The sequence below is a fragment of the Secundilactobacillus sp. MJ173 genome (assembly GCF_059704265.1).
In genome coordinates this window covers 1-19,621 of sequence record NZ_BAAKGN010000033.1, presented here as the reverse complement: position 1 = coordinate 19,621, position 19,621 = coordinate 1, and the positions used below count along the sequence as shown (strand labels likewise).

Below are 19,621 nucleotides of genomic sequence, written 5' to 3'. Positions count from 1 at the left end.
ACAATATATTATCACATCTAAAACGGCTTCAAGACTGTATTAAGAAGAATCATCTATATTAATTAATAATAATTTTATAAGAGCCACCCATAAAGAAAGTAATCCTTTATCGGTGACTCTTCTCAAGTATACAATTATATTTTTTCTAATCTACTTTGCATATTATCAATATTTACAATATTTATTGTTTTATTCAATTTACCTTGAGCATTTACCGATTGTCCACTAACAATGCATTGACCTTTCTGCAAAATGGATAAGCTCTGCTCCATCTTTTTTTGCAAGTCAGAATTAGAAGTTAGTTTCTTAGCAATATTCCTAGTTTCACTTTCTGGTGGTAGAAAATGAATTTGCTCTGCTGCATTGTATATTGAGCTGATTTCACCCTTAATTGTACTTAAGGATTGAGTCGCAAATACTCCGGACCAACCGAATTTTCGACCCTCCGTTAAAACTTTAAAAACTGGTGACTCTTGATTAAAGTCAAGATTTTGTACCTCATCTAAGAATACCGGATAAATTAAATGTTTATCAGCATTAGACCGTGAAAAATTAAATAAATCCCATAAAATAAATTCAATTATGGCATTTTTAACGGATGCTGGAAATTGGCTTAACTGAATAATATTTATTTGTCCACGATGACCAAAGTAATCTGACCAAGAAAAGTCTGAATTATCATAATTAAAGGGGTCGTTATCTAATAATGGTTGGATTCTACCATATAATGTAAGATTTTCATCATCTACAAGCTGCTTTTTTAATGCAGTGAAGGAATAATGAGATGATTTAGACATCCCTTCGTTCATGACCATTATTAACTTACTTTTTTGCTGAACACCAAGATTAAACACAAAATCCAAGACTTCAGCAACTCTTGCAACCACATCTTCTGGTCCTTCTTGCATCTTAAATGTTCCGATATTTATATCATTGGCCTTAAAAGGATTAATTGCTAACTTATTCATTTTTACAATATGTTGATGAATTTCAGGAACTGCTTTTTCCAAATAAGGATCAAGTTGCCCAGGCAAGTAACTATCTGTGTAGTCAATAACCAAAGAATCCTTTTTTAGTTTTGATAACTCTAAAAGAAGGGTTTGTATAAAGTAAGTTTTACCTTGACCTGACTTTCCCGTGATCAGCATGTGTCGGTTAGCTAATTGACTGTTAGAATACTCCCAATAAGTTTTACTACTAGACCCGTCAATAGTCCCTAATAATATTCGAGCATCTTCTTTTTTCATCTTGCTATCTGTATCCACTAATCTACCTTCGCTGATTTTCTCTGCTGCTTGATCAGAGAAACCCAGCTCATTTTCTTGGTTGTTACTCTTAGAAATTTTATTTTCTGAAGAACTGCTCAGTGTGCCTGCTTCTTTTTGGGGATCCTCTAAACTCTCTACCTCATTACGCTCAGAAGTTTCATCTTCTGAAACTTGTTGATTCTGCTGTATAGCTGAAATATGTTCATTCGCTTGATTCTCGGTAGTATATTTTGTAGTTTTTTCAGAACTTTGTTTCTCATGAGTGTTATTCTGACCTTCCTCATAGAAATCATCATTCAATGAACTTAATCTATTAATAAACTCATGATCAATATGCTCTACCTGTATGTTTTCTGGAGATTCGTTTATTTGTCTGTCTTGCTCATTATCCTGAATTCCCGGTGCAAAATCAGAGTCTTTTGCAGGCATCTCTTCAGAATTTTGAATTTCTTCTGTACTATCCTGACCCTTATCATAAAATTGATCATTCGTTATATCTGATCTATTAACTATTTTATGACGAGAGTCAGAGTCACTTGAATTTACAGTTTTTACAAAAATATTTTCCTTTTCCGGGTTAATCTGGTCCATATTTTCAAGTAATCGATGGGTATCAAAACCTAGCTTGTTTTCTTGAATTTTCTGAATCAAATCATTCATTTTAACACCAGCAAATCTGAAGGCATCGGTTTCTGGAACCTCTACCCATGAATAATCATCTGTAATTCTTATTAAGCGATGTAATTCTTCCGACTTCAGTGAAAAAACAAACTTATTGCGAACAGGATTAGTTATTTCATTATCTACAGTTAAATTGCCTTGAGATATTTCAGATTTATATTCTTTCAATAATACATATTTATCTTCTGCAATTAAACCATTACTATAAAATTTAGCAGCGTTTGCAAAATACAATTTCATGAAGAAGTCTAAATAGAACTTAGCTTTAAAGCTACTGCTCCGAAATATCTCTTTATTCAAGACTTCGTAAGTATGGCTTACCTGCGTATCTGCTTTATCTATTACACTACTACTGTTCTGACCAACTTTTACTTCAGTCGGGACAAAGGTAACCTTCAATTGCCCATCCTGTTGATGAAGTCCAATAAAGAGAAGATCATCAGAAATAGCCCCTTTTGCACCTAAACTTTTAGCACTAAACACTGAATCCTCTCGATTTTCTCCAACAAATGATCCGGCAACTCTTAAAATTTCTTCTAGTGACAAGGGTAACCAAATGGTACCAGGAAGATAGAGTATACCCATCATTTCTTTATAGGTCGCTAAAATACTGAGCTTTTCTTTAACAGTATTAAACTGATCTCTATGGCTTACCAGTCTAAGCAACCATTCTCCATTAATGACATTAAATGAATTAATTATATTTGAAAGAAAACTTTCATCGCTACGTTGACTAACATCTTCCGGTAAGTTTTCCGATAAAATGATTTTGTACTGATCAACCTGCTTCGTTAAAGTAATTGACTCGTAGTTGGCAGAATTAGTGTAGTCTGTGTAATGAATAACGTAGACATTTTTATTCATTTGATTGAAATAATCTAATTTCACTTCTGGATTAAGCAAAGTTACCCAGTTACTAGTATCAAATTGTTGTTGAAATTTTTCACTATTTATTTCTTCGATATTATTACTAAGTGTTTGCCCGTGGGCCATTACGGAATGATCTTGAACTGTAGCTACCAATAATTCATTCCAATTTTGAGCAAACTGGAGTAATTCTGAATGATTGGGCTTCAACCCTTTCATTCCAAAACCTGACTTTACACCCATCTGAACATCAGTGTATTCCTGTCCGCCAATCAGACCACCAATCGTTGAATTAATAGTCAATTCTTGTGAATTATATTGGCCTAATAACAGACGATTTTCAAATTGATAAAACGTAATGTGTGCGTCAATGTTTTTATTATCTTCGTAATAGATATTTAATTTATTTTGCATTGTCTCAAGTATTTGGCGTTCAGACAATCCTGTAATTTTTTTTAATGTGGTCTCAAAGTAATCAACATACTCTTCCTTATTCGTGAGTTGATAAAATTCACTAACTAAATACTTTGAGTTGCGCGCACCTTCATGTGCGACGAATAAATCCACCGTATTTATTGCACTTAAATTATCCCTATTTTTATTAATTTGATCAATCAAGTAGTCTGAAATACCCTTAATCAAAGACTTACTATCTTCAATATTTTCTGCTCGAATAATAAAATGATTATTATGGTTAGCAAATAAATAATCAAAGTGCTTACGAAAATCTTTCATTCTCTCAGTAATTATCACTCTTGAATCTTCATTTATAGAGATTTGTCCAGATCTTTCGTATACTAACCAGCGTGGTACATCAGACGATTGGATAGCTCGGTAATCCATAGAACCAACTTCTCCATAATCATTCCCCAACTGCAATCTTTTTAAGAATGGTACAAGATGCGTAGGATTCAATTTTCTTTCTATGGTATCTGAGATTGTTTCTTTCCCCACACGCTTCTCAACCTCTAGCTGATAACTAAGTAACATCGGATTAAAAGGTGCAAAAACAATATTCTCGCCTTCTTGAAGCTCACCAATATGAACAATATTTTTTACCTCTGGTTGCAACTCAATACTATTCGATGAAGTCACAATTTCACTATTAACAATTTCAATAATTCGCCCTACCAAATCGTAAATAGTTTTGTCCCAGTGAACCAAACTCATAACAGTACTTCTCGAATTTAATTCTTTAAATAAAGTCATATAAGCGAGTTTCAACTGTTTTGATAAAACAAAGTGTGCCATATTTTCAGTCAAAGTATTGTTTTGAATCATTTCTAATTCACGCTTTAAAAATTTCTGATGAGTATTGTATACACTAAACGCCCGATCCCCAAAACTAACCTGATTATTCCAATAATGGCCATCTACATCATGTTGTCTTCTATAATTCTCAATAAATATTGGATTACGCGGGACAATTGATTTGGCATCATCTATGAACGCAAAATCAACTTTTACTCCCCAAATAAAAAGAGAAAAATCATCCTGCTTATCATCAAATAGTTCTAACTGACGTGTGTTAATTGCCAACCTATTACCAGTTGTGACCCTCAATCCATCTAAATCTTGTACTGTTTTGGCATTAATTCTATCTAGCCGTTCACCAGTTCCTAATTCAAGATTATTAATTTCTCTTGGTAATCTGATTACTGCTTTCTTTCCTGAAATATTCAAAGTGTAAGCCGTTCTAATATTCTCAAATATTTTTTCATTTAAGGGCATTACTAGAATATTAAGCGTAAATTTCAGTGTCGTTTTCCCAACATGAGAATAGATCACTTTAGCATGAAACGTATCATTTAAGTTGGAAATATTTAAGTTAACTTTTAACTTATTTCTAGAATGACCTATCGAAATACCTTTATTCTTAGGTTCCCTATATCCATCTTTTTGAATGGTTTGACTGAATGGGAACTGTAGAGCAATCTCTGGCTCATTATGTTTATTGAAAATAATGATATTTCTATTTCTTTGTCCCGCAGCCGTATCAGATTTAGATTGGTCCCAAATTGGGAATCCTGGATTACTGTTAGCGACTTGATCAGATAAATATTTAATTTTATTTTTAGAGAGTTGATTTAGTTTATCTTTACCTTCAAGAATTTTATCGTAATCAACATTTTGCCAATCTTTTCCACTTAGTTCTTTAGAAATTGTCTGGCCTTCAACCATTTTGGAGACCTGTTCTTTCGCGTCTCCAAAGCTTTGAAACATCCTAACCTTAGAAAAATCTTCTCGGTTTTCAGTTAATCTTTTTTCTATTTCATCATCAGCGAATGATTTCAGGCTAGAGTCTCTAAAGTAACCCATATTAGTGTAATCACTATCAGAAATATGACCTTTTTCAATAACAGCATACACATCCGCAAAATCCATGAGAGTATAATATTGCTCATCTTTTTCAAATGCATTGACCATAGAATTCAAGATGGATTTCTCTGCATCTTCGAGTGAACTGTTATTATATATTTCTTCACTCATGTTTCTACGTAATTCATGAAGGTTAAAAGGCCCCCCATATCTGCTAATATCTTTTGCACCACTATTGATACTGTCTAAAATTTGATTAGAGATAAATAACAGCGCAGTATTTTCCCAAATACCCTCTTGTTTTCCAATCTGATTACGTAAGTTCACTAAATAATCCGGAGTTACATCATTGGTTGAAATGGTTACTAATTTAAGACCATTTGAATTTACCTTAATGCTCAATCCTTCAATATTGTTGCCCCAAGTTGCAATTTTAAAAGCGTGAACTGAACTTAAATCCTTCAACACACTCATAAAATTACGGACTTGATTCGCATCTTCAAAACTTAAAACATATCTATCTCCAGGGGTTACATCAACATTTTTTGACCAACTCACTAATCGTTCACATAAAAACCTATAGTATTCCTCTAACATATTGTGCATCCCCACTATCACTTAATTTTTCCAATATATTTGCTTGTTCAAATAACTGAATAACTTTATCTCTTGAAATCCGGTCAAAATAGACCCCGTGTGCTTGTAATGCGTTAAAAACATCCTTTAGAGGCATCTTATTATGACCTACAATCGCAGTCACTAATGTTAGGAGCGTTTCGCTACTTATAGAAAATACTCTTCCTAAAGACCCGTGTTGTCGTACGTATCCCTGCTTAGCTATTTCATCGAATGACAGTACATACCTAGAACTTTGAGGCCGATAATCATTCGTTTCACTACGGTTATATAATAATTGCCATAAACAATTGACCGCCTCTTCTAAATTAGAGTACGACAGCCTTAAATCATGAGTAATTTCAGTGCCGAGACGTGAATAAAACTCTGGCAAAAACTCGACTAAATTCTGATATAAAGCTTGTTTATACGGGAAAACTTGACTTAAAATTTCAGATTTCCAATAAAATGCATGTTGATTTGGAATTAAACAATTTAAATAGTTTAAAAGATCAACATCAATCAGTAAATTTCTTCCGTGTTCGTGTATGATACGAAAACCAAGTTGAACTGCTTGACGTGATCGAGAAACCGGTTCGTCTTCCAAAGTAAAATAAACTGGACGAATTACCGGGCTGCTCTGACTATCACTTACCCGCAACATAAACTGTGTAACATAGACGAAATAATAGAATTGTAAAAGTTCTGAAATATGTGAATAAAAGTATTCTTTATCACTAACAAGGTTTTCAACATCTCGATTGAAAATTCCCTCAAAATAATGATTATCATAAAAAATAAAATTACCTTTATGCCGATTAACAGCTCCATCTGATGAGGCAAGTAGTTCAAATACTACCTTTTCATATAAATTACTTGGCTGCGTTTTTCGAAATGACTTCACAAAATACGGGTTATCTTTTAAAGATAAGAGATCAACTAAGAAACTACCAATCTTTATCTCACCCTTTCGTTCGCTTCCTTCAGATAACGGCAAGTATTGTAAAAGCTGAGGACTATTCATTTTTTGATAAATAGTTGACGAAAACAATTTTTTTACTGTATCTTCATCGACATCAGTATCAAGGGGTAGCTGCTGTAATTCAATTGTAGACATATCCATATCCACACTTTTATCATTAAGAATTCTAGCAATTACACCAACAATTGGCGTAAATCCCGTCCTAAATCTGGGACGTTCCGGTGCTCTAGTCATAAATGGTAGGAGGCTTCCAGCTATATCATGTGAAGCCCTAATTTTTTCACCCCTATCAAATTTATAAAATTGAAGCTGTTTTCCCAGCATCGACACTAATTCGCTCATACTTATAATTCCTCCATCTCAACTTGGCCCAATCCATCAAAAGTCAGCTGATAAAATTTGTCATCATTTATTCGGCCAATCAATGTCTCTTCACTAGCACGGTCACTTTTAGTAATCTTTTGAATAAACGTCGCTATGTTTACAAATTGATGTCTATCTTTCTTCTTCAGTAAATAACCGCCATTTACCCTGTGAATTAGTTCAAAAAGATCATAATCGATAATGAGTTTATTAGGCTCGTTAGTTGCCGCATTTTTTAAACTTATCACCACATCGAAATTCTGTTCAGATATCCCTTTAAAATCAATTTTCAGGGGTACAGCAACTCCAAAATTATTTTGGGCATCAATATAAGTGTAGATATAATTGTTTTTGGGACTCCCATTCCATTTATAGATAAACTCTTTAACCTGCTTAAAGAATTCGCGAATAACATCCATCTCATTTTTGCGTACAGACGTTAATAATTTGAGATAACCCAAATAACTATCATCATTAAAAATAGGATCCGAATGATTGAACAGATACTTTATTCTCAGTAACAGCCCAACTTTATCTGGCAAAGGCAACACATCATCAATGTAATCCCAAATCCAATCAATAGATTCATCATTCTCTTGAGATAAACTTTCGTAAACTAATTGTTTTAGCGTTTTACTTGAGTTAAATATTTTCGTAGTGAATTTTTCAATTCCCTGATTTTGAAATTTCTGTGGGTCAAATTTATTGATTTCTTTAACCAAGTACGAGTCACCTGATCCACCAAATAATAAATATGGTAGCGAATCACGAAATGTTGTTACACCACTGCCAACCGCCCTAACCGGCACAATAATATCGTGGATCAATTCCAGTAGTGCACGAGTGGAAATGATTACTTTAGATTCGATCTGAATCTTAATCAATAAATATTTGATGGTTTCTCGAACGTTCAGATTACAAAATAGTTGAAAATTACGATGTGTTAGTCGAACAACGTAATGTTCTTTATCATCCAAATACGCCTGATAAAAAGGATTATCAATTTGTTGCCTGGCAATCTTCCCAAATAATTCGTCATAAAAATCACTCAATGTTCCTTTCTCATCAAGTTGAAAAATTGGATAATTTCGGAAAGATATTAATTCAAAGTTATCTGAATTTATTTGTTGTGTAACTCTATTACTGTTAATAACACCAGAATTTTCTATAAACGAAACCAATTGAGTAAACACTCCACTACGGGATGCCTGACGATAAAAATTAACTAAAACACCCATATTGATTGCAACAATAATATTCTGACTGCTTTTGCTAATTCTCGAATCAGAAAACGGCTGAAGAACATCCATTAAAGTTTCAATAGCCGTTTTTTGCGGGTCAAAACTTTCAGTGGCATCATAATGAATTTTCACATTGTTTTGAGCAAACAAATTTGGATATTTTTCCTTCATATATCCAATCAAATGGGATTTCCCATCACCAACATTACCTACTAACAGAATTAGTTTCCCTTGCTGAGGATTCAAGTTTTCTAGCAGATGGAGGAAATCCGTCTCTAATTGTCCACGGTCAACATGCAAATAATTTTGTATGTTGTTTAAATTTTCAGCATCAACAATTGCATTACTAGATTGGCCCGATAAAAGTTGTAGTTGCGCTTCAAGTTCACTTTTGCGCCCATAATTTTTATACTTCTCAATTAAATTTGATATAAAAACTATATCTTGCTCAGTTGGAAGATAATCCTCGTCACAAAGTGGCTCAACTTTTTTTGATAATTCATCAAGGTCATAGCCTTCAATTTTTTGAGAAATTGGTAACTTTATCCTAGAAAATTTATATGCTAACGTCCCGCTTTTTGGTTTCACATCAAAAGTAATTGCTAGTTGTTGGTACAGAATGTTCAATTTCAATTTTAAATCTCTTTGCAGTTTATCAACGCTTCTTGTTTCATCATCGTCATTAAAAGACATTTGTATTCTCCTTTTATGTATAATTAAATATTTAAAGTATAAGTATGTTTGCTCTTTAATACATATCTATATTTCTGTTAAATTTCTATAAACCTTCCTTTATTCTATAGTAAAAGGGTTTAATATACATTCAATTTTAAAAATTAATTTGTTTTTTAGAATTTATTATTATTTGAAATCACTTTTCATGATAATCCATCCTTTAAATACTTATAGACAACATAATTAATTATCATAAAATCCATTAATTAATTATTAAGGTTGAATCTGACATTCAAAACATTCAACCGCTTCCAAATTCGTAATCAAAATGTAACTTACGAAGCACCCCCTTTCTTTGCTATGCTTAGCAACATTGTGAAAAGAAAAGGAGAAACACATGCCTCGTAATTTTAAAGAAGAAATTGTTTTTACTGCCATCATGGCCGGATTAATGGTCCTCGTTATGGTTGGTTACAACGTTGTTTTAGCAGAAGGATTCACGAATGACTTCCTGCTGCACACCATCACGGAATATCCAGGCGGGTTACTCGTTGCCGTTATTCTTGATTTGTTAGTTGTCGGAAAGATTGCTAAGTTTGTCGCGTTCAAATACATCATCAACGATTATATGAAGAAGAATGTTTTATTGATCGGTTTAACCATCTCTGTACTAATGGTATTGGGTATGGTTACCTGCATGTCACTATTCGGCATTATCATGGCTGGTAACGTCAGCTGGGGCGCCTATGGTCACGCTTGGTTATTCAACGTCATCATGGCATTACCACTGCAACTACTGATCGTAGGTCCTATTGCGAGATTTGCATTAGGTAAGATGCAAACTGCTGCTGACAAAGCAATTGTATTACGCGAAGAAGTAGAAGAAACCGAGCTGTAAACCTGATTCGCTGTTATTTCATTTCTTTACCATTTCACTGCATTATCGACTATAATGGCTAAGTAACCTTCTAATAAAAAGGACTTAATGCTATGCAAAAAGAATTAACCTATTATCATCGATATTTGCGTTCGTATTGGTGGACAGAAGTATTTAACACCGTTATCTTCGTTGTAGCTCTTGGCGCAACCGTAGTAAACGGTCTGATTGGTGGCAGAGACCTCATCTCCGCATCTACCTCCAGCTGGCTGTTCATTCTGGTACTCATCGTCATCGGCGTCACCATCATCATGATGTTTGGTAAAGTTAATCGTCAAAACCGAGCAGTCGCTCAATTCAAGCTGTTCATGGATAAGGACGATAAGCAACTTTCACAGGATGATGAGCCCCTTTACAAGCAGTGCAAACGTTACTACCAACGGGGGCATCAGTTGGACAAGCTCAACATGGTCATTGCCTTGGGCGTTGTCTGCGGCTACATCTTAATTAGTATATGATTTCTACAAAATAATCGTCCTTGCAGCACTTTGTGGCTGTGCGGACGATTTTTGTTTAAAATTACTTTTCATTATGTAGGCTCAATAACCACTCAGTTGTTTCACATGAAACAATCGTCATCAATTTTTCCCTTTTGCTTTGTTTATTTAGCAAATAAGACTACAATAGTAATATAGTTTAGAACGTATGTTCGAAATAAAGGGGGGATTGCCGTATGGCTCTACAACTATTCGAACCCGGTCATTCAGCGCAACGGACCGATGCAAAGGAACGTAAACAAGCGTTGGACGAAACATTAAAACAAATCGACAAAAAGTTTGGTAAGGGCGCGTTGATGCGCATGGGTGACAAACCCAACCTAGATATTAAGCGCTTCTCGTCAGGCTTACTTTCACTAGATCACGCTATTGGTGGCGGCTATCCGTATGGTCGCATCATGGAACTCTATGGGCCTGAATCATCTGGAAAAACCACTTTGGCTTTAACTGCAGTTGCCGCACTCCAAAAAGAAAATGGTATTGTGGCCTACATTGATTTCGAAAATGCGTTGGATCCAGCCTATGCCAAGAATCTTGGGGTTGACCTGGATTCACTGCTACTATCACAGCCTGGTACTGCCGAGGATGGTTTTAACATCGCTAACGAACTGGTTAAAAGTGGTGCTGTGGATATGATTGTTTTTGATTCCGTTGCCGCTATGCTACCAAAAGCTGAAATTGATGGTGAAATTGGTGATAACCACGTTGGCTTACAGGCCCGTTTGATGTCACAATCGTTACGTGGCCTTACGAGTTTGGCTAATCAAACCCAAACTACCCTATTATTCATCAACCAGATTCGTGAAAAGGTTGGTGTGATGTTCGGTAGTCCCGAAGTCACTCCCGGTGGCCGTGCACTGAAGTTCTACTCGACTATTCGTCTAGATATTCGTCGTCGCGACAACATCAAGGAGGGCCAGGATATCATTGGGACCAACGTCAAAATCAAGGTCACCAAGAACAAGGTTGCCCCACCATTTAAACAGGTCGAAGTCCAAAACTTCTTTGGTAAGGGACTGTCTCATGCGGGTGACCTGTTGACCATTGCGGTGGATAATGACATCATACAAAAGTCCGGTTCGTGGTATTCCTATCAAAAAGAACGCCTTGGCCAAGGTCAACCTAAAGTGATTGAATATCTGGAACAGCATCCAGACATTCAGCATAAAATCGAAAAAGATATTAAGACTATGTGGAGCGACGAAAAGAAAGATGCGCCAGTTGATAAGGATGATAAATCAATTGGCAATGCTGAAACCATTTAGTCGTTAAATGCAAAAGTACGCTGATCAATTTTCAATCAGCGTACTTTTTATTGCGTTTTTTCTCTAACTATACGGTCACAGATTCAAGCCTATAACTCAAATGAAAAATGTTCTGTTATCTATGAACCCGGTGCATTGGAATTCTAGCAACATCTACTTCGAATAGTATTTTATGGCTATTAACGTATCTAACACCTTCACCCTGTTCCGTCTTCCATTTAGGTGCTAAAACATAATAATGATTTTTGGACGCCTTATGATAGTAACGCTTTTCTGGATGACTGCTACCCTCATATACATAAGCGCAATATTTGTGCATCTTAAGGACCATTTTCTCACCATAACCATGTCCCTCCCACGTATGACGAAAACGTGTTGGAATAGCTGTCTTAGCGGACGCACTAGCTGCCTGTGATGTAATTGCAACGGTTCCTAATGAGAATGCAGAAGCGGTTAATAATACAAAACTACTTAACTTCAACGAAAGTATCTCCCTAAATTGCAGTCGTTAAGGCTGTTTATTTGCTTCAATATTTAACTCAAAAATCACCCTTTAAGTCAATTTGATGCCTAATAACAGCATGTTTCCTCTCCTTCTCCACATCTAGAATTCAAATTTCCAATGATGCCCATCATATCGATAGGTTTTATTATCATTACCATCATTGTAGTAGTAAGTCCATTCCGTTCCCTTATAAACATGATTGCCCTTTTTAAGACGAGCATATTTACTAGTAGGAGCAAAGTTGGACCAGATACCATCACTTTCTCGGTGCGCGCTGTATGGTCGAATATCATGGCTGCTATTATCAGCATAGTAGACTCTACCGTTAATTTTCAACATCAAAATATCATCTTGTTGATCGCGACTAATCCATTTAGCCGAAATTTGTTGTCTAGGATTTTTAAATAACCCAATCGAATTATCTTCATTTTGAGCATCCTCATATGAATTATACAAATCAATGCTATCAGAAAACATATCTAGATAGGCCGGACTCCAAGCATTATAAAAGAAATCAGTATTGTCCGCTGTCCTAAAGTGAACTTTTGTAGCTGCATAGCGCTTGTGCCAGACGACAACGTATCCCATATTTTGATAATTAATCAGCTCTTTTTTACCATTCTTCGTGGTAAGCCGCCATTGACGACTACTTTGATACCCATATTTTGCCAATGAATTAAAGGTATACACCTTATGCTTATGAGTGATGGCATCACTCGCCCGAATTCGTGCAAACGAGAGCTTCCGCCAGCCGCTCCAGCTGCTTTTGTACATGGTTTTACCATTAAGTACGATAGAATAGGTATTCACATTCATTGTGTCGCCATCCGTTGTGTAGTAACTACCTCGCCAACTACTCGGAGTATGATGGGTAGCTGCGTTTGCACTGCTTTGGTTCAATTGAAACCCAATACCCATTGATAAAATAACAATTCCTAATAGCCAAAACTTTTTTACATGCACTGAAAAAATCCCCTTATTCACAGTTATATAACCGTTTATTTGTTAACATTCAATTTTGTACTAGTTCCCTTACCCTTGTTCTGAACAATCTAATACAAGTTATCATCGTTATGATCATCATTATGAAACGCCCACGAATCAAACCAGCCGGCATCGTAACTATCATCATACGGGTCACCCGAGTAGCCACCGCCACCACCTGTTTTGTTATCGAGCCATACACAGAATAGGTACAGTAAGAACAATCCCAATAACATGAAGAATAGCATTCCCAGAGCTATCACCCAGGACTCTATGTACGGCCACACCCAAATACCAAGTTTTAAGAATAGATAGCCTGTCCCTATAGTAACCCACCAAGAACGCTTTTTCTTCTTACCAGTACGTGTTTCTACACTGGCTTGTTCCTGGGGTTCAACTAGTGGGTGTCTAACTTTGGTGGTTGAATCAAGCACGTATTTATAGTGCGATTGTGGATGTGATTCTGATTTGAGATACATCTGTCGTGACGGTTTTGCGGATTTTAATTGAACGGTCATTTGGCCTGCTTCTTTCCGATTTAATCTCTACTGTCTTAATTTTACTCTCTAATGGTGGTTGTTACACAAATAGTTTAAAATAAAACGCTTGATAGGCTGTAATTTTACGGTAGTCTATCAAGCGTTTTTTCGTATTTTCTCTTTTTGGCTCTTTACTCTTATCTAGCCTAAACGTGTTCAACGGGGCAGAGACCTGCATGTAACGAGCTATCACCACAAATCCAAGCCCATGATTTATGGTGATAGCTCGTTACACTCCGGTCTCTAAACGCCCCGTTTCACACTCTTTAGTGAAACCTCATCCCGCCATCAACCTGTAAACTCTGCCCAGTAATATAACCGGCACCGGGACTCACGAACCAGGCTACCACTTCCGCTACATCCGCTGGGGTGGCTTCCCTTCCAATCGCAATCTCAGACAAGCAATCTGCCTGCTGTTCTGGAATCGTCTTGTGCTTGATTGCCGCCGTCTTTTTATCGATAGCATCACGCATTTTTGTGCGGACGATGCCTGGATTATAAGCATTTACGGTAATCTTATCCTTAGCGAATTCCTTAGCGGCCGACTGGGTTAGCCCACGAATGCCAAACTTTGAAGCAGAATAGGCACTTTGTAAGGCTGATGCTTCGTAACCTGCCAGAGAAGCAGCGTTAACGATTCGGCCACCATGACCCTGTTCCTTGAACTTCTTACCAGCGGCTTGAATGCCCCAATAAGTCCCCTTCAAATTCACATCCAGTAACCGTTCAACATCTTCTGGGTCCGAATCCACAAAACTATCAATGAAGGCGATCCCCGCATTGTTAACGTACACGGCCAATTCCCCTAAATCGTTAGTCGCTGCGTCAACCAAGGCAAACACCTCATCGCGATGCGCCACATCTACGTGGTAAGCTTTGGCACTATAGCCTTCATTCTGCAGATCTTGAGCCACCTTTGCGGCCGTTGTGTCATTGATATCAGCTACAGCAATCGCGTAACCATCTTTCGCTAGACGATGTGCGATTCCTTCACCAATACCTTGTCCTGAACCCGTTACAATTGCTAGTTTTGCCATTTGGCGACCTCCTTATTAACCTAGACCGTGTGACGTTCGAATGGATCGTCGCTGATACCTTTTTCTAGAATATCGCGAGACCACTGCTTAGCTGAGAACAGTGAGTGGTCGCGGTAGTTACCGCAACTGTACTTGTCAGTTCCCTGTACGTCTTTCCATTCAATCTTGTTGGCGATGTCATCCAATGACCCTTTCAGAGCTTCAGCAACTTCCGTAGTGGAATGGGTGCCCCAGGTAATCAAATGAAACCCAGTCCGGCAGCCAAATGGTGAACAGTCAATCACACCGTCAAGTCGGTCACGTAGCAAGCCAGCCAAGAGATGTTCAATGGTATGCAGACCCGCTGTTGGAATGGCGTTTTCGTTAGGTTGAACCAACCGTAAATCATAGTTGCTGATGGTGTCACCCTTTGCCCCGTGTTCCTCAGTAATCAAACGAACGTATGGTGCCTTTACCTTTGTGTGATCCAATGTAAAACTTTCAACTTTAGCCATAATCAAAAATCTCCTTTTATATTGTTTGTTGTTTGTTACTTCAAATAACTGAGTGGTTTGTTAACTTCAATCTTGGTGCCATAGTACTTATCCTTGATGTACTTCTGGATATCCTTCTTGTGATAGAGCTTAACGAGCTTCTTGTAGTTCGGGTTATTCTTGTTCTTCTCAGAAGTGGCCAGAATATTGATGTTATCCTTGGTGGATTGATCAACTTTTTCATGATAAATGGAATCCGTCAGCACGTGCAGGTGACCTTCCAATGCAACCGTGTTGGAAATCAGTACAGCATCCACATCATTGATGACACGAGGACCGGTAGTATCATCAATCTGTTTGAACTTAAAGTTCTTCGGATTACTCTTGATGTCCTTAATCGTGCCAACATAGCCGAAGTCCTTGTCCAATGTAATCAAACCGGCTTTTTGCAAGAGGATTAAACCACGAGCAGCTTGCGATGGGTTGTTGGCAATGGCAATTGTTGCACCAGCTGGAATATCCTTCACGTTCTTGTATTTCTTAGAATACAGACCCATGGGCTCCATGTAGGTAGTTCCCAAAGCTGTCAACTTGTTAGACTTATTTTGCTGGTTATAGGTCAGATAGTATGACCAAGACTGGAAGGCGTTGACATCAACATCACCGTCAGCAGTTGCCTTATTCAGTTGAACACCATCGGCGATATTTTTCACCTTGATCTTCAACCCTAGTTTCTTGGCATCATCCGTCTTGGCAATATGTTTCCAAATATCAATATCAGAACCTTCTGAACCAATTAAAACTGAACTTGAATGACTCTTGCTAGCTGCCTGTGAGCTTGATAAACTGTGAATGCCAAACCCCGCTAGAACAACCACAACCACAATACCAATTAACCAATAAGCACTTTTCTTCATATACATCACTCTCCTTAATTATGTTCAACTTTTCTAACGACCCAGTCGCCAAACAACTGGACGGCAAATACTAAAATAAGAATAATAATCATTGCTGTGAAAGTAATATCGTTTTCGAAACGGGCGTAACCAATGTTGATTGCCACGTCCCCAAGACCACCGGAACCAATCGCACCGGCCATAGTAGTCAGCCCGATCAAACTGATGATGGTGACGATAGAAACTCGGAGAATATCGGCCAGCCCTTCTCGTAGATAAATGCGAAAGATGATTTCCATGGGACTGGAGCCCATAGACTCGGCTGCTTCAATCACCCCGTGATCCACATCTAACAAAGCGTTTTGCACCTGCCTTGCATAGAATGGGAAGATACCGAAGATCAGTGGCACCAGTGATGCCGTTGTCCCCACCGTCGTCCCTATCAAGAACTTCGTTAGTGGTGAAATCACCGCCAGCAAGATGATGAATGGAATCGACCGTAGCAAGTTGACCAGCTTATCGACCACTGAATAGGTCAGCTTATCTTCGAGAATGCCACCCGGCTGTGTCACTACCAGTAATACCCCAACCAGCAGCCCCAACACCGCTGAGATGATAGCCGACATCAACGTCATGTAGATGGTCTCCCAGGTGGCTTGAACAAATTCACCCTTCATCGCCATGACGTTTGGCATAATTGCTGTCATTGATGCTCACCTCCCTTCAAAACATCGTCTGTCAAAATACGCGTTTTGACGCCATCACTTCTTAGTTTCTGAATGGCTTCATTGAACACGGTCAAATCACCAGTGATAATAGCAATCATATAACCGACGTTCTCACCATCAATTTGATCAATGTTGGCAAACAAAATGTTGACGTCCACACCGTATTTTTGTGAAAACTCCGAAATCACGCTTTGCTTAGTGGAATTACCGATAAAGTTGAAGTACATCAGCTCCTGATTATCTTTAAACTCGTTGATAGCAATCGTACTAGTGATCCGCTCAATCGCTTCTTTCACGTTGGTTGAAGTTTCCACGAAATCATTGGTCAACTTCTGCTGTGGATCCGTGAAGACTTTCGCCACTGAACCGCGCTCAATAATTTCACCAGCATCCATGACCGCTACGTTGTGGCAAATACTTTTGATGACCTGCATCTCATGGGTGATTAGTACGATGGTTAAATTCAAATCACGGTTCAGTTGCTTTAACAGTTCCAAAATTGACTTCGTAGTTTTAGGATCCAATGCACTAGTGGCTTCATCCGAAATGAGGATTTCTGGGTCACTGGCTAATGCTCGGGCGATTGCCACCCGTTGTTTTTGACCACCGGACAATTGATTGGGATACGTTTCTGCATATTCACTCAGGCCCACCAGCTTCAGCAGTTTTTTCGCTTTCGCATGTCGATCCGCTTTACTGATCTTAGTACCCAACAACGGGTATTCCACGTTACCTTGAACTGTTCGTGACTTCATGAGGTTGAAATGTTGGAAAATCATGCTGACCTTCTTGCGGGCTTGTCGCAACTCAGCCGGCTTTAACTGTTGGATCTCCTGGTTATTCACGGTAACTGTACCAGCAGTTGGTTGTTGCAACAGATTGATCACCCGTACCAACGTACTCTTGCCAGCTCCCGAATAACCAATAATGCCGTAGATATCGCCTCGCGGAATTTGTAAGTCCACGTCTTTTACAGCATCGATCTCTTGATCATTGTTGTGGAAGGTCACTGAAATATTTTTAAGTTCAATTACGTTTGCCACTGCTTCACTCATATGACTGTCTCTCCTCAGTTATTACGTTTACGTTGCTTAATCGGGCTTCAGCAGGCAGAGACTTGCGTGTAACGAATTCCGGTCATAAATCCAAGTTCGGGATTTCTGCCCAGACTTCGTTACACTTCAGTCTCTAACCGCCTGCTTACGCACCTTGGCTACAAAAAAATCGCCCCTCTATTTATCTCTAAATAAAAGGACGATTAAATCGTGCTACCACCTTAGTTCGAATACCCCTCGCGGAAATATTCCTCATCGGGTACTAACTAACGGCGGTTCAGTACTTACTGCTATCAGTGCATACCCTAACTCTATAACGGGAGTTCCCGCCACCACCTAGCCAATCGGTTCAGCAGTAGAGCGATTATCAAGACCATATTCAGTAATGCGCTGCCGTTATCTTTCACCGAACGATAACTCTCTAAAGACTACGCATGACTTACTCATCTTGTCGCTTGCTTCGTATTTAATAACTGGTGCTCATTATGGTGCTCGAAATAATTCCTGTCAAGATAAAATTAACTACTTTCAATTTGTTTTCTCATTTTTCATGACAAAATCAACTCCAAAAATACTGTTACATAGGCATTCATAGCTAGATTAAAATATTTTACAATTATTTTCTCATGCTATGTTAATTTTCACTTGATATCACCCGCCTCAGAAAGTCAGTAACTTCAAAATTCGCCTACAACCTACAATTTAGGTAATAGACACCTTTCCAATTTTCACAAGCGTCAGCACTACCCTTGATGGAAAGACTGCTAGAACAGCCTCTTTAATTAGAATCACCCCGTTTCATTGTTCGCTTAAAAATGCTAAACTAATCAAGAAGTGAGGCGGAGAATGTGAAAAATACGATGAAAGAACGGTGGATCGGTTTAATCGCCGGTCTCCTTTTCAATGCTTTTGGTAATGCCCTATCGATTGCCGGTAACATGGGAAGCGGCGTTTGGTCAGCTTCCGCGGTTAATTTACATAATTGGACTGGTATCAGCCTTGGTGTGCTCTTATTTTGCATTGGCGTAATCAACGCCATTACTAACCAGCTCCTGATTCATCACTGGGATGCTAAACGTTTCTTTGGCGAGATCTTGTTCGTCATGTTCTTTGGGACTTTCGTTCAGTACTTCGTTGGCTGGTTTGATTCCATTGGCGTGAACACTGCACCGATTATTTGGCGGTTAATCTTGAGCTGTACAGGAATCGCCCTGTTCTGTGTTGGTATTTCACTCTACCAGCGAGCCAATATCGTCATGCATCCAAACGATGACACGACCAATATCTTGCGTTTTATGTATTTAAAGGGCAATGCCACGGCCTCTCAACTGTTGGATTTTCTGCCACCACTGATTGTCTGCGCCATTGCTTACTTTCCAACCGGCAGAATCGACTCAATCAACTTGGCGACCCTGTTCTCCATCATCTGCAACGGCTTCATTATCGCCGCAGCTGACAAGTATATTTGGCCGCATCTCACCCATAATTTCAGAACTAAGGTAGCACCAGCAAACTAAAATAAAACGAAGCTGGTGACATAAGTCTATATTGATAAAAATTTCATTTGGTTTCTTGACTTCAAGACAATTTAAAGTTGGCTTTTGTTCAATACTTTAATCTAGTCTAAACCTGCGCCACAACTCAGATTCCGGCCATTTAACGCAAAAAAAGAGTATTCCGACAAAGTTCGCCGG

The 19,621-nt window shown here is 38.1% G+C and carries 15 protein-coding genes; 4 read left to right on the top strand and 11 right to left on the bottom strand.

Going from position 1 to position 19,621, the window contains the following annotated elements:
• Positions 1 to 134: 134 nt before the first annotated feature.
• From AC6H04_RS04960 to dptF, 3 genes are read right to left on the bottom strand one after another with little or no spacing between them, the layout of a single operon-like run.
• Positions 135 to 5,732, bottom strand: a complete 5,598-nt coding sequence (locus tag AC6H04_RS04960; protein WP_497570627.1) for a helicase HerA domain-containing protein — start codon at positions 5,730 to 5,732, stop codon at positions 135 to 137.
• A complete protein-coding gene (dptG, locus tag AC6H04_RS04955) occupies positions 5,713 to 7,074 on the bottom strand; it encodes a DNA phosphorothioation-dependent restriction protein DptG (RefSeq protein WP_497570626.1) in 1,362 nt (453 codons plus the stop codon). Before dptG ends, AC6H04_RS04960 begins: the two co-directional genes overlap by 20 nt.
• Positions 7,075 to 7,076: 2 nt before the next feature.
• Entirely contained in the window at positions 7,077 to 9,029 is a 1,953-nt protein-coding gene (gene dptF / locus AC6H04_RS04950) for a DNA phosphorothioation-dependent restriction protein DptF (protein WP_497570625.1), read from the bottom strand.
• Between the two features lie 379 nt (positions 9,030 to 9,408).
• On the opposite strand from dptF, the gene AC6H04_RS04945 reads away from it, so the two are divergent.
• The 3 genes from AC6H04_RS04945 to recA all read left to right on the top strand — a co-directional run bounded on the left by AC6H04_RS04945 (position 9,409) and on the right by recA (position 11,710).
• Positions 9,409 to 9,909 carry a DUF2798 domain-containing protein gene (locus tag AC6H04_RS04945; protein WP_497570624.1) on the top strand — a complete coding sequence of 167 codons (501 nt, stop codon included), beginning with the start codon at positions 9,409 to 9,411 and terminating at the stop codon, positions 9,907 to 9,909.
• Between the two features lie 92 nt (positions 9,910 to 10,001).
• A complete protein-coding gene (locus AC6H04_RS04940) occupies positions 10,002 to 10,406 on the top strand; it encodes a hypothetical protein (protein ID WP_497570623.1) in 405 nt (134 codons plus the stop codon).
• Between the two features lie 215 nt (positions 10,407 to 10,621).
• Positions 10,622 to 11,710 (top strand): recombinase RecA, encoded by a 1,089-nt coding sequence (gene recA, locus AC6H04_RS04935; RefSeq protein WP_497570622.1) that lies wholly within the window; start codon positions 10,622 to 10,624, stop codon positions 11,708 to 11,710.
• Positions 11,711 to 11,825: 115 nt separating this feature from the next.
• Here recA and AC6H04_RS04930 read toward each other — a convergent pair whose 3' ends face one another.
• The 8 genes from AC6H04_RS04930 to AC6H04_RS04895 form a co-directional block, all read right to left on the bottom strand.
• Entirely contained in the window at positions 11,826 to 12,191 is a 366-nt protein-coding gene (locus tag AC6H04_RS04930; protein ID WP_497570621.1) for a hypothetical protein, read from the bottom strand.
• 123 nt (positions 12,192 to 12,314) lie between these two features.
• The gene (locus AC6H04_RS04925; protein WP_497570620.1) at positions 12,315 to 13,178 is read right to left on the bottom strand and encodes a hypothetical protein; all 864 of its coding nucleotides are present in this window, start codon (positions 13,176 to 13,178) and stop codon (positions 12,315 to 12,317) included.
• Positions 13,179 to 13,267: 89 nt separating this feature from the next.
• Positions 13,268 to 13,717 (bottom strand): hypothetical protein, encoded by a 450-nt coding sequence (locus AC6H04_RS04920; RefSeq protein ID WP_497570619.1) that lies wholly within the window; start codon positions 13,715 to 13,717, stop codon positions 13,268 to 13,270.
• Between the two features lie 287 nt (positions 13,718 to 14,004).
• The gene (locus AC6H04_RS04915; protein ID WP_497570618.1) at positions 14,005 to 14,775 is read right to left on the bottom strand and encodes an acetoin reductase; all 771 of its coding nucleotides are present in this window, start codon (positions 14,773 to 14,775) and stop codon (positions 14,005 to 14,007) included.
• Between the two features lie 20 nt (positions 14,776 to 14,795).
• On the bottom strand, positions 14,796 to 15,269 hold the full coding sequence (locus AC6H04_RS04910; protein WP_098823375.1) for an S-ribosylhomocysteine lyase: 474 nt from the start codon (positions 15,267 to 15,269) through the stop codon (positions 14,796 to 14,798).
• A gap of 35 nt (positions 15,270 to 15,304) precedes the next feature.
• Entirely contained in the window at positions 15,305 to 16,165 is an 861-nt protein-coding gene (locus tag AC6H04_RS04905) for a MetQ/NlpA family ABC transporter substrate-binding protein (protein WP_497570617.1), read from the bottom strand.
• 14 nt (positions 16,166 to 16,179) lie between these two features.
• A complete protein-coding gene (locus AC6H04_RS04900) occupies positions 16,180 to 16,851 on the bottom strand; it encodes a methionine ABC transporter permease (protein ID WP_497570616.1) in 672 nt (223 codons plus the stop codon).
• Positions 16,848 to 17,927 carry a methionine ABC transporter ATP-binding protein gene (locus AC6H04_RS04895; protein ID WP_497570615.1) on the bottom strand — a complete coding sequence of 360 codons (1,080 nt, stop codon included), beginning with the start codon at positions 17,925 to 17,927 and terminating at the stop codon, positions 16,848 to 16,850. The genes AC6H04_RS04900 and AC6H04_RS04895 overlap by 4 nt, the downstream gene beginning before the upstream one ends.
• 860 nt (positions 17,928 to 18,787) lie before the next feature.
• On the opposite strand from AC6H04_RS04895, the gene AC6H04_RS04890 reads away from it, so the two are divergent.
• On the top strand, positions 18,788 to 19,444 hold the full coding sequence (locus AC6H04_RS04890; RefSeq protein WP_497570636.1) for a DUF6198 family protein: 657 nt from the start codon (positions 18,788 to 18,790) through the stop codon (positions 19,442 to 19,444).
• The last annotated feature ends 177 nt before the right edge of the window (positions 19,445 to 19,621 follow it).

Coding starts and splice junctions, on each gene's coding strand:
- dptF (WP_497570625.1), bottom strand. CDS start 9,029: ATGTCTTTTAATGACGATGATGAAACAAGAAGCGTTGATAAACTGCAA.
- AC6H04_RS04920 (WP_497570619.1), bottom strand. CDS start 13,717: ATGACCGTTCAATTAAAATCCGCAAAACCGTCACGACAGATGTATCTC.
- AC6H04_RS04900 (WP_497570616.1), bottom strand. CDS start 16,851: ATGACAGCAATTATGCCAAACGTCATGGCGATGAAGGGTGAATTTGTT.
- AC6H04_RS04910 (WP_098823375.1), bottom strand. CDS start 15,269: ATGGCTAAAGTTGAAAGTTTTACATTGGATCACACAAAGGTAAAGGCA.
- AC6H04_RS04940 (WP_497570623.1), top strand. CDS start 10,002: ATGCAAAAAGAATTAACCTATTATCATCGATATTTGCGTTCGTATTGG.
- AC6H04_RS04905 (WP_497570617.1), bottom strand. CDS start 16,165: ATGAAGAAAAGTGCTTATTGGTTAATTGGTATTGTGGTTGTGGTTGTT.
- AC6H04_RS04895 (WP_497570615.1), bottom strand. CDS start 17,927: ATGAGTGAAGCAGTGGCAAACGTAATTGAACTTAAAAATATTTCAGTG.
- recA (WP_497570622.1), top strand. CDS start 10,622: ATGGCTCTACAACTATTCGAACCCGGTCATTCAGCGCAACGGACCGAT.
- AC6H04_RS04960 (WP_497570627.1), bottom strand. CDS start 5,732: ATGTTAGAGGAATACTATAGGTTTTTATGTGAACGATTAGTGAGTTGG.
- dptG (WP_497570626.1), bottom strand. CDS start 7,074: ATGAGCGAATTAGTGTCGATGCTGGGAAAACAGCTTCAATTTTATAAA.
- AC6H04_RS04890 (WP_497570636.1), top strand. CDS start 18,788: ATGAAAGAACGGTGGATCGGTTTAATCGCCGGTCTCCTTTTCAATGCT.
- AC6H04_RS04915 (WP_497570618.1), bottom strand. CDS start 14,775: ATGGCAAAACTAGCAATTGTAACGGGTTCAGGACAAGGTATTGGTGAA.
- AC6H04_RS04945 (WP_497570624.1), top strand. CDS start 9,409: ATGCCTCGTAATTTTAAAGAAGAAATTGTTTTTACTGCCATCATGGCC.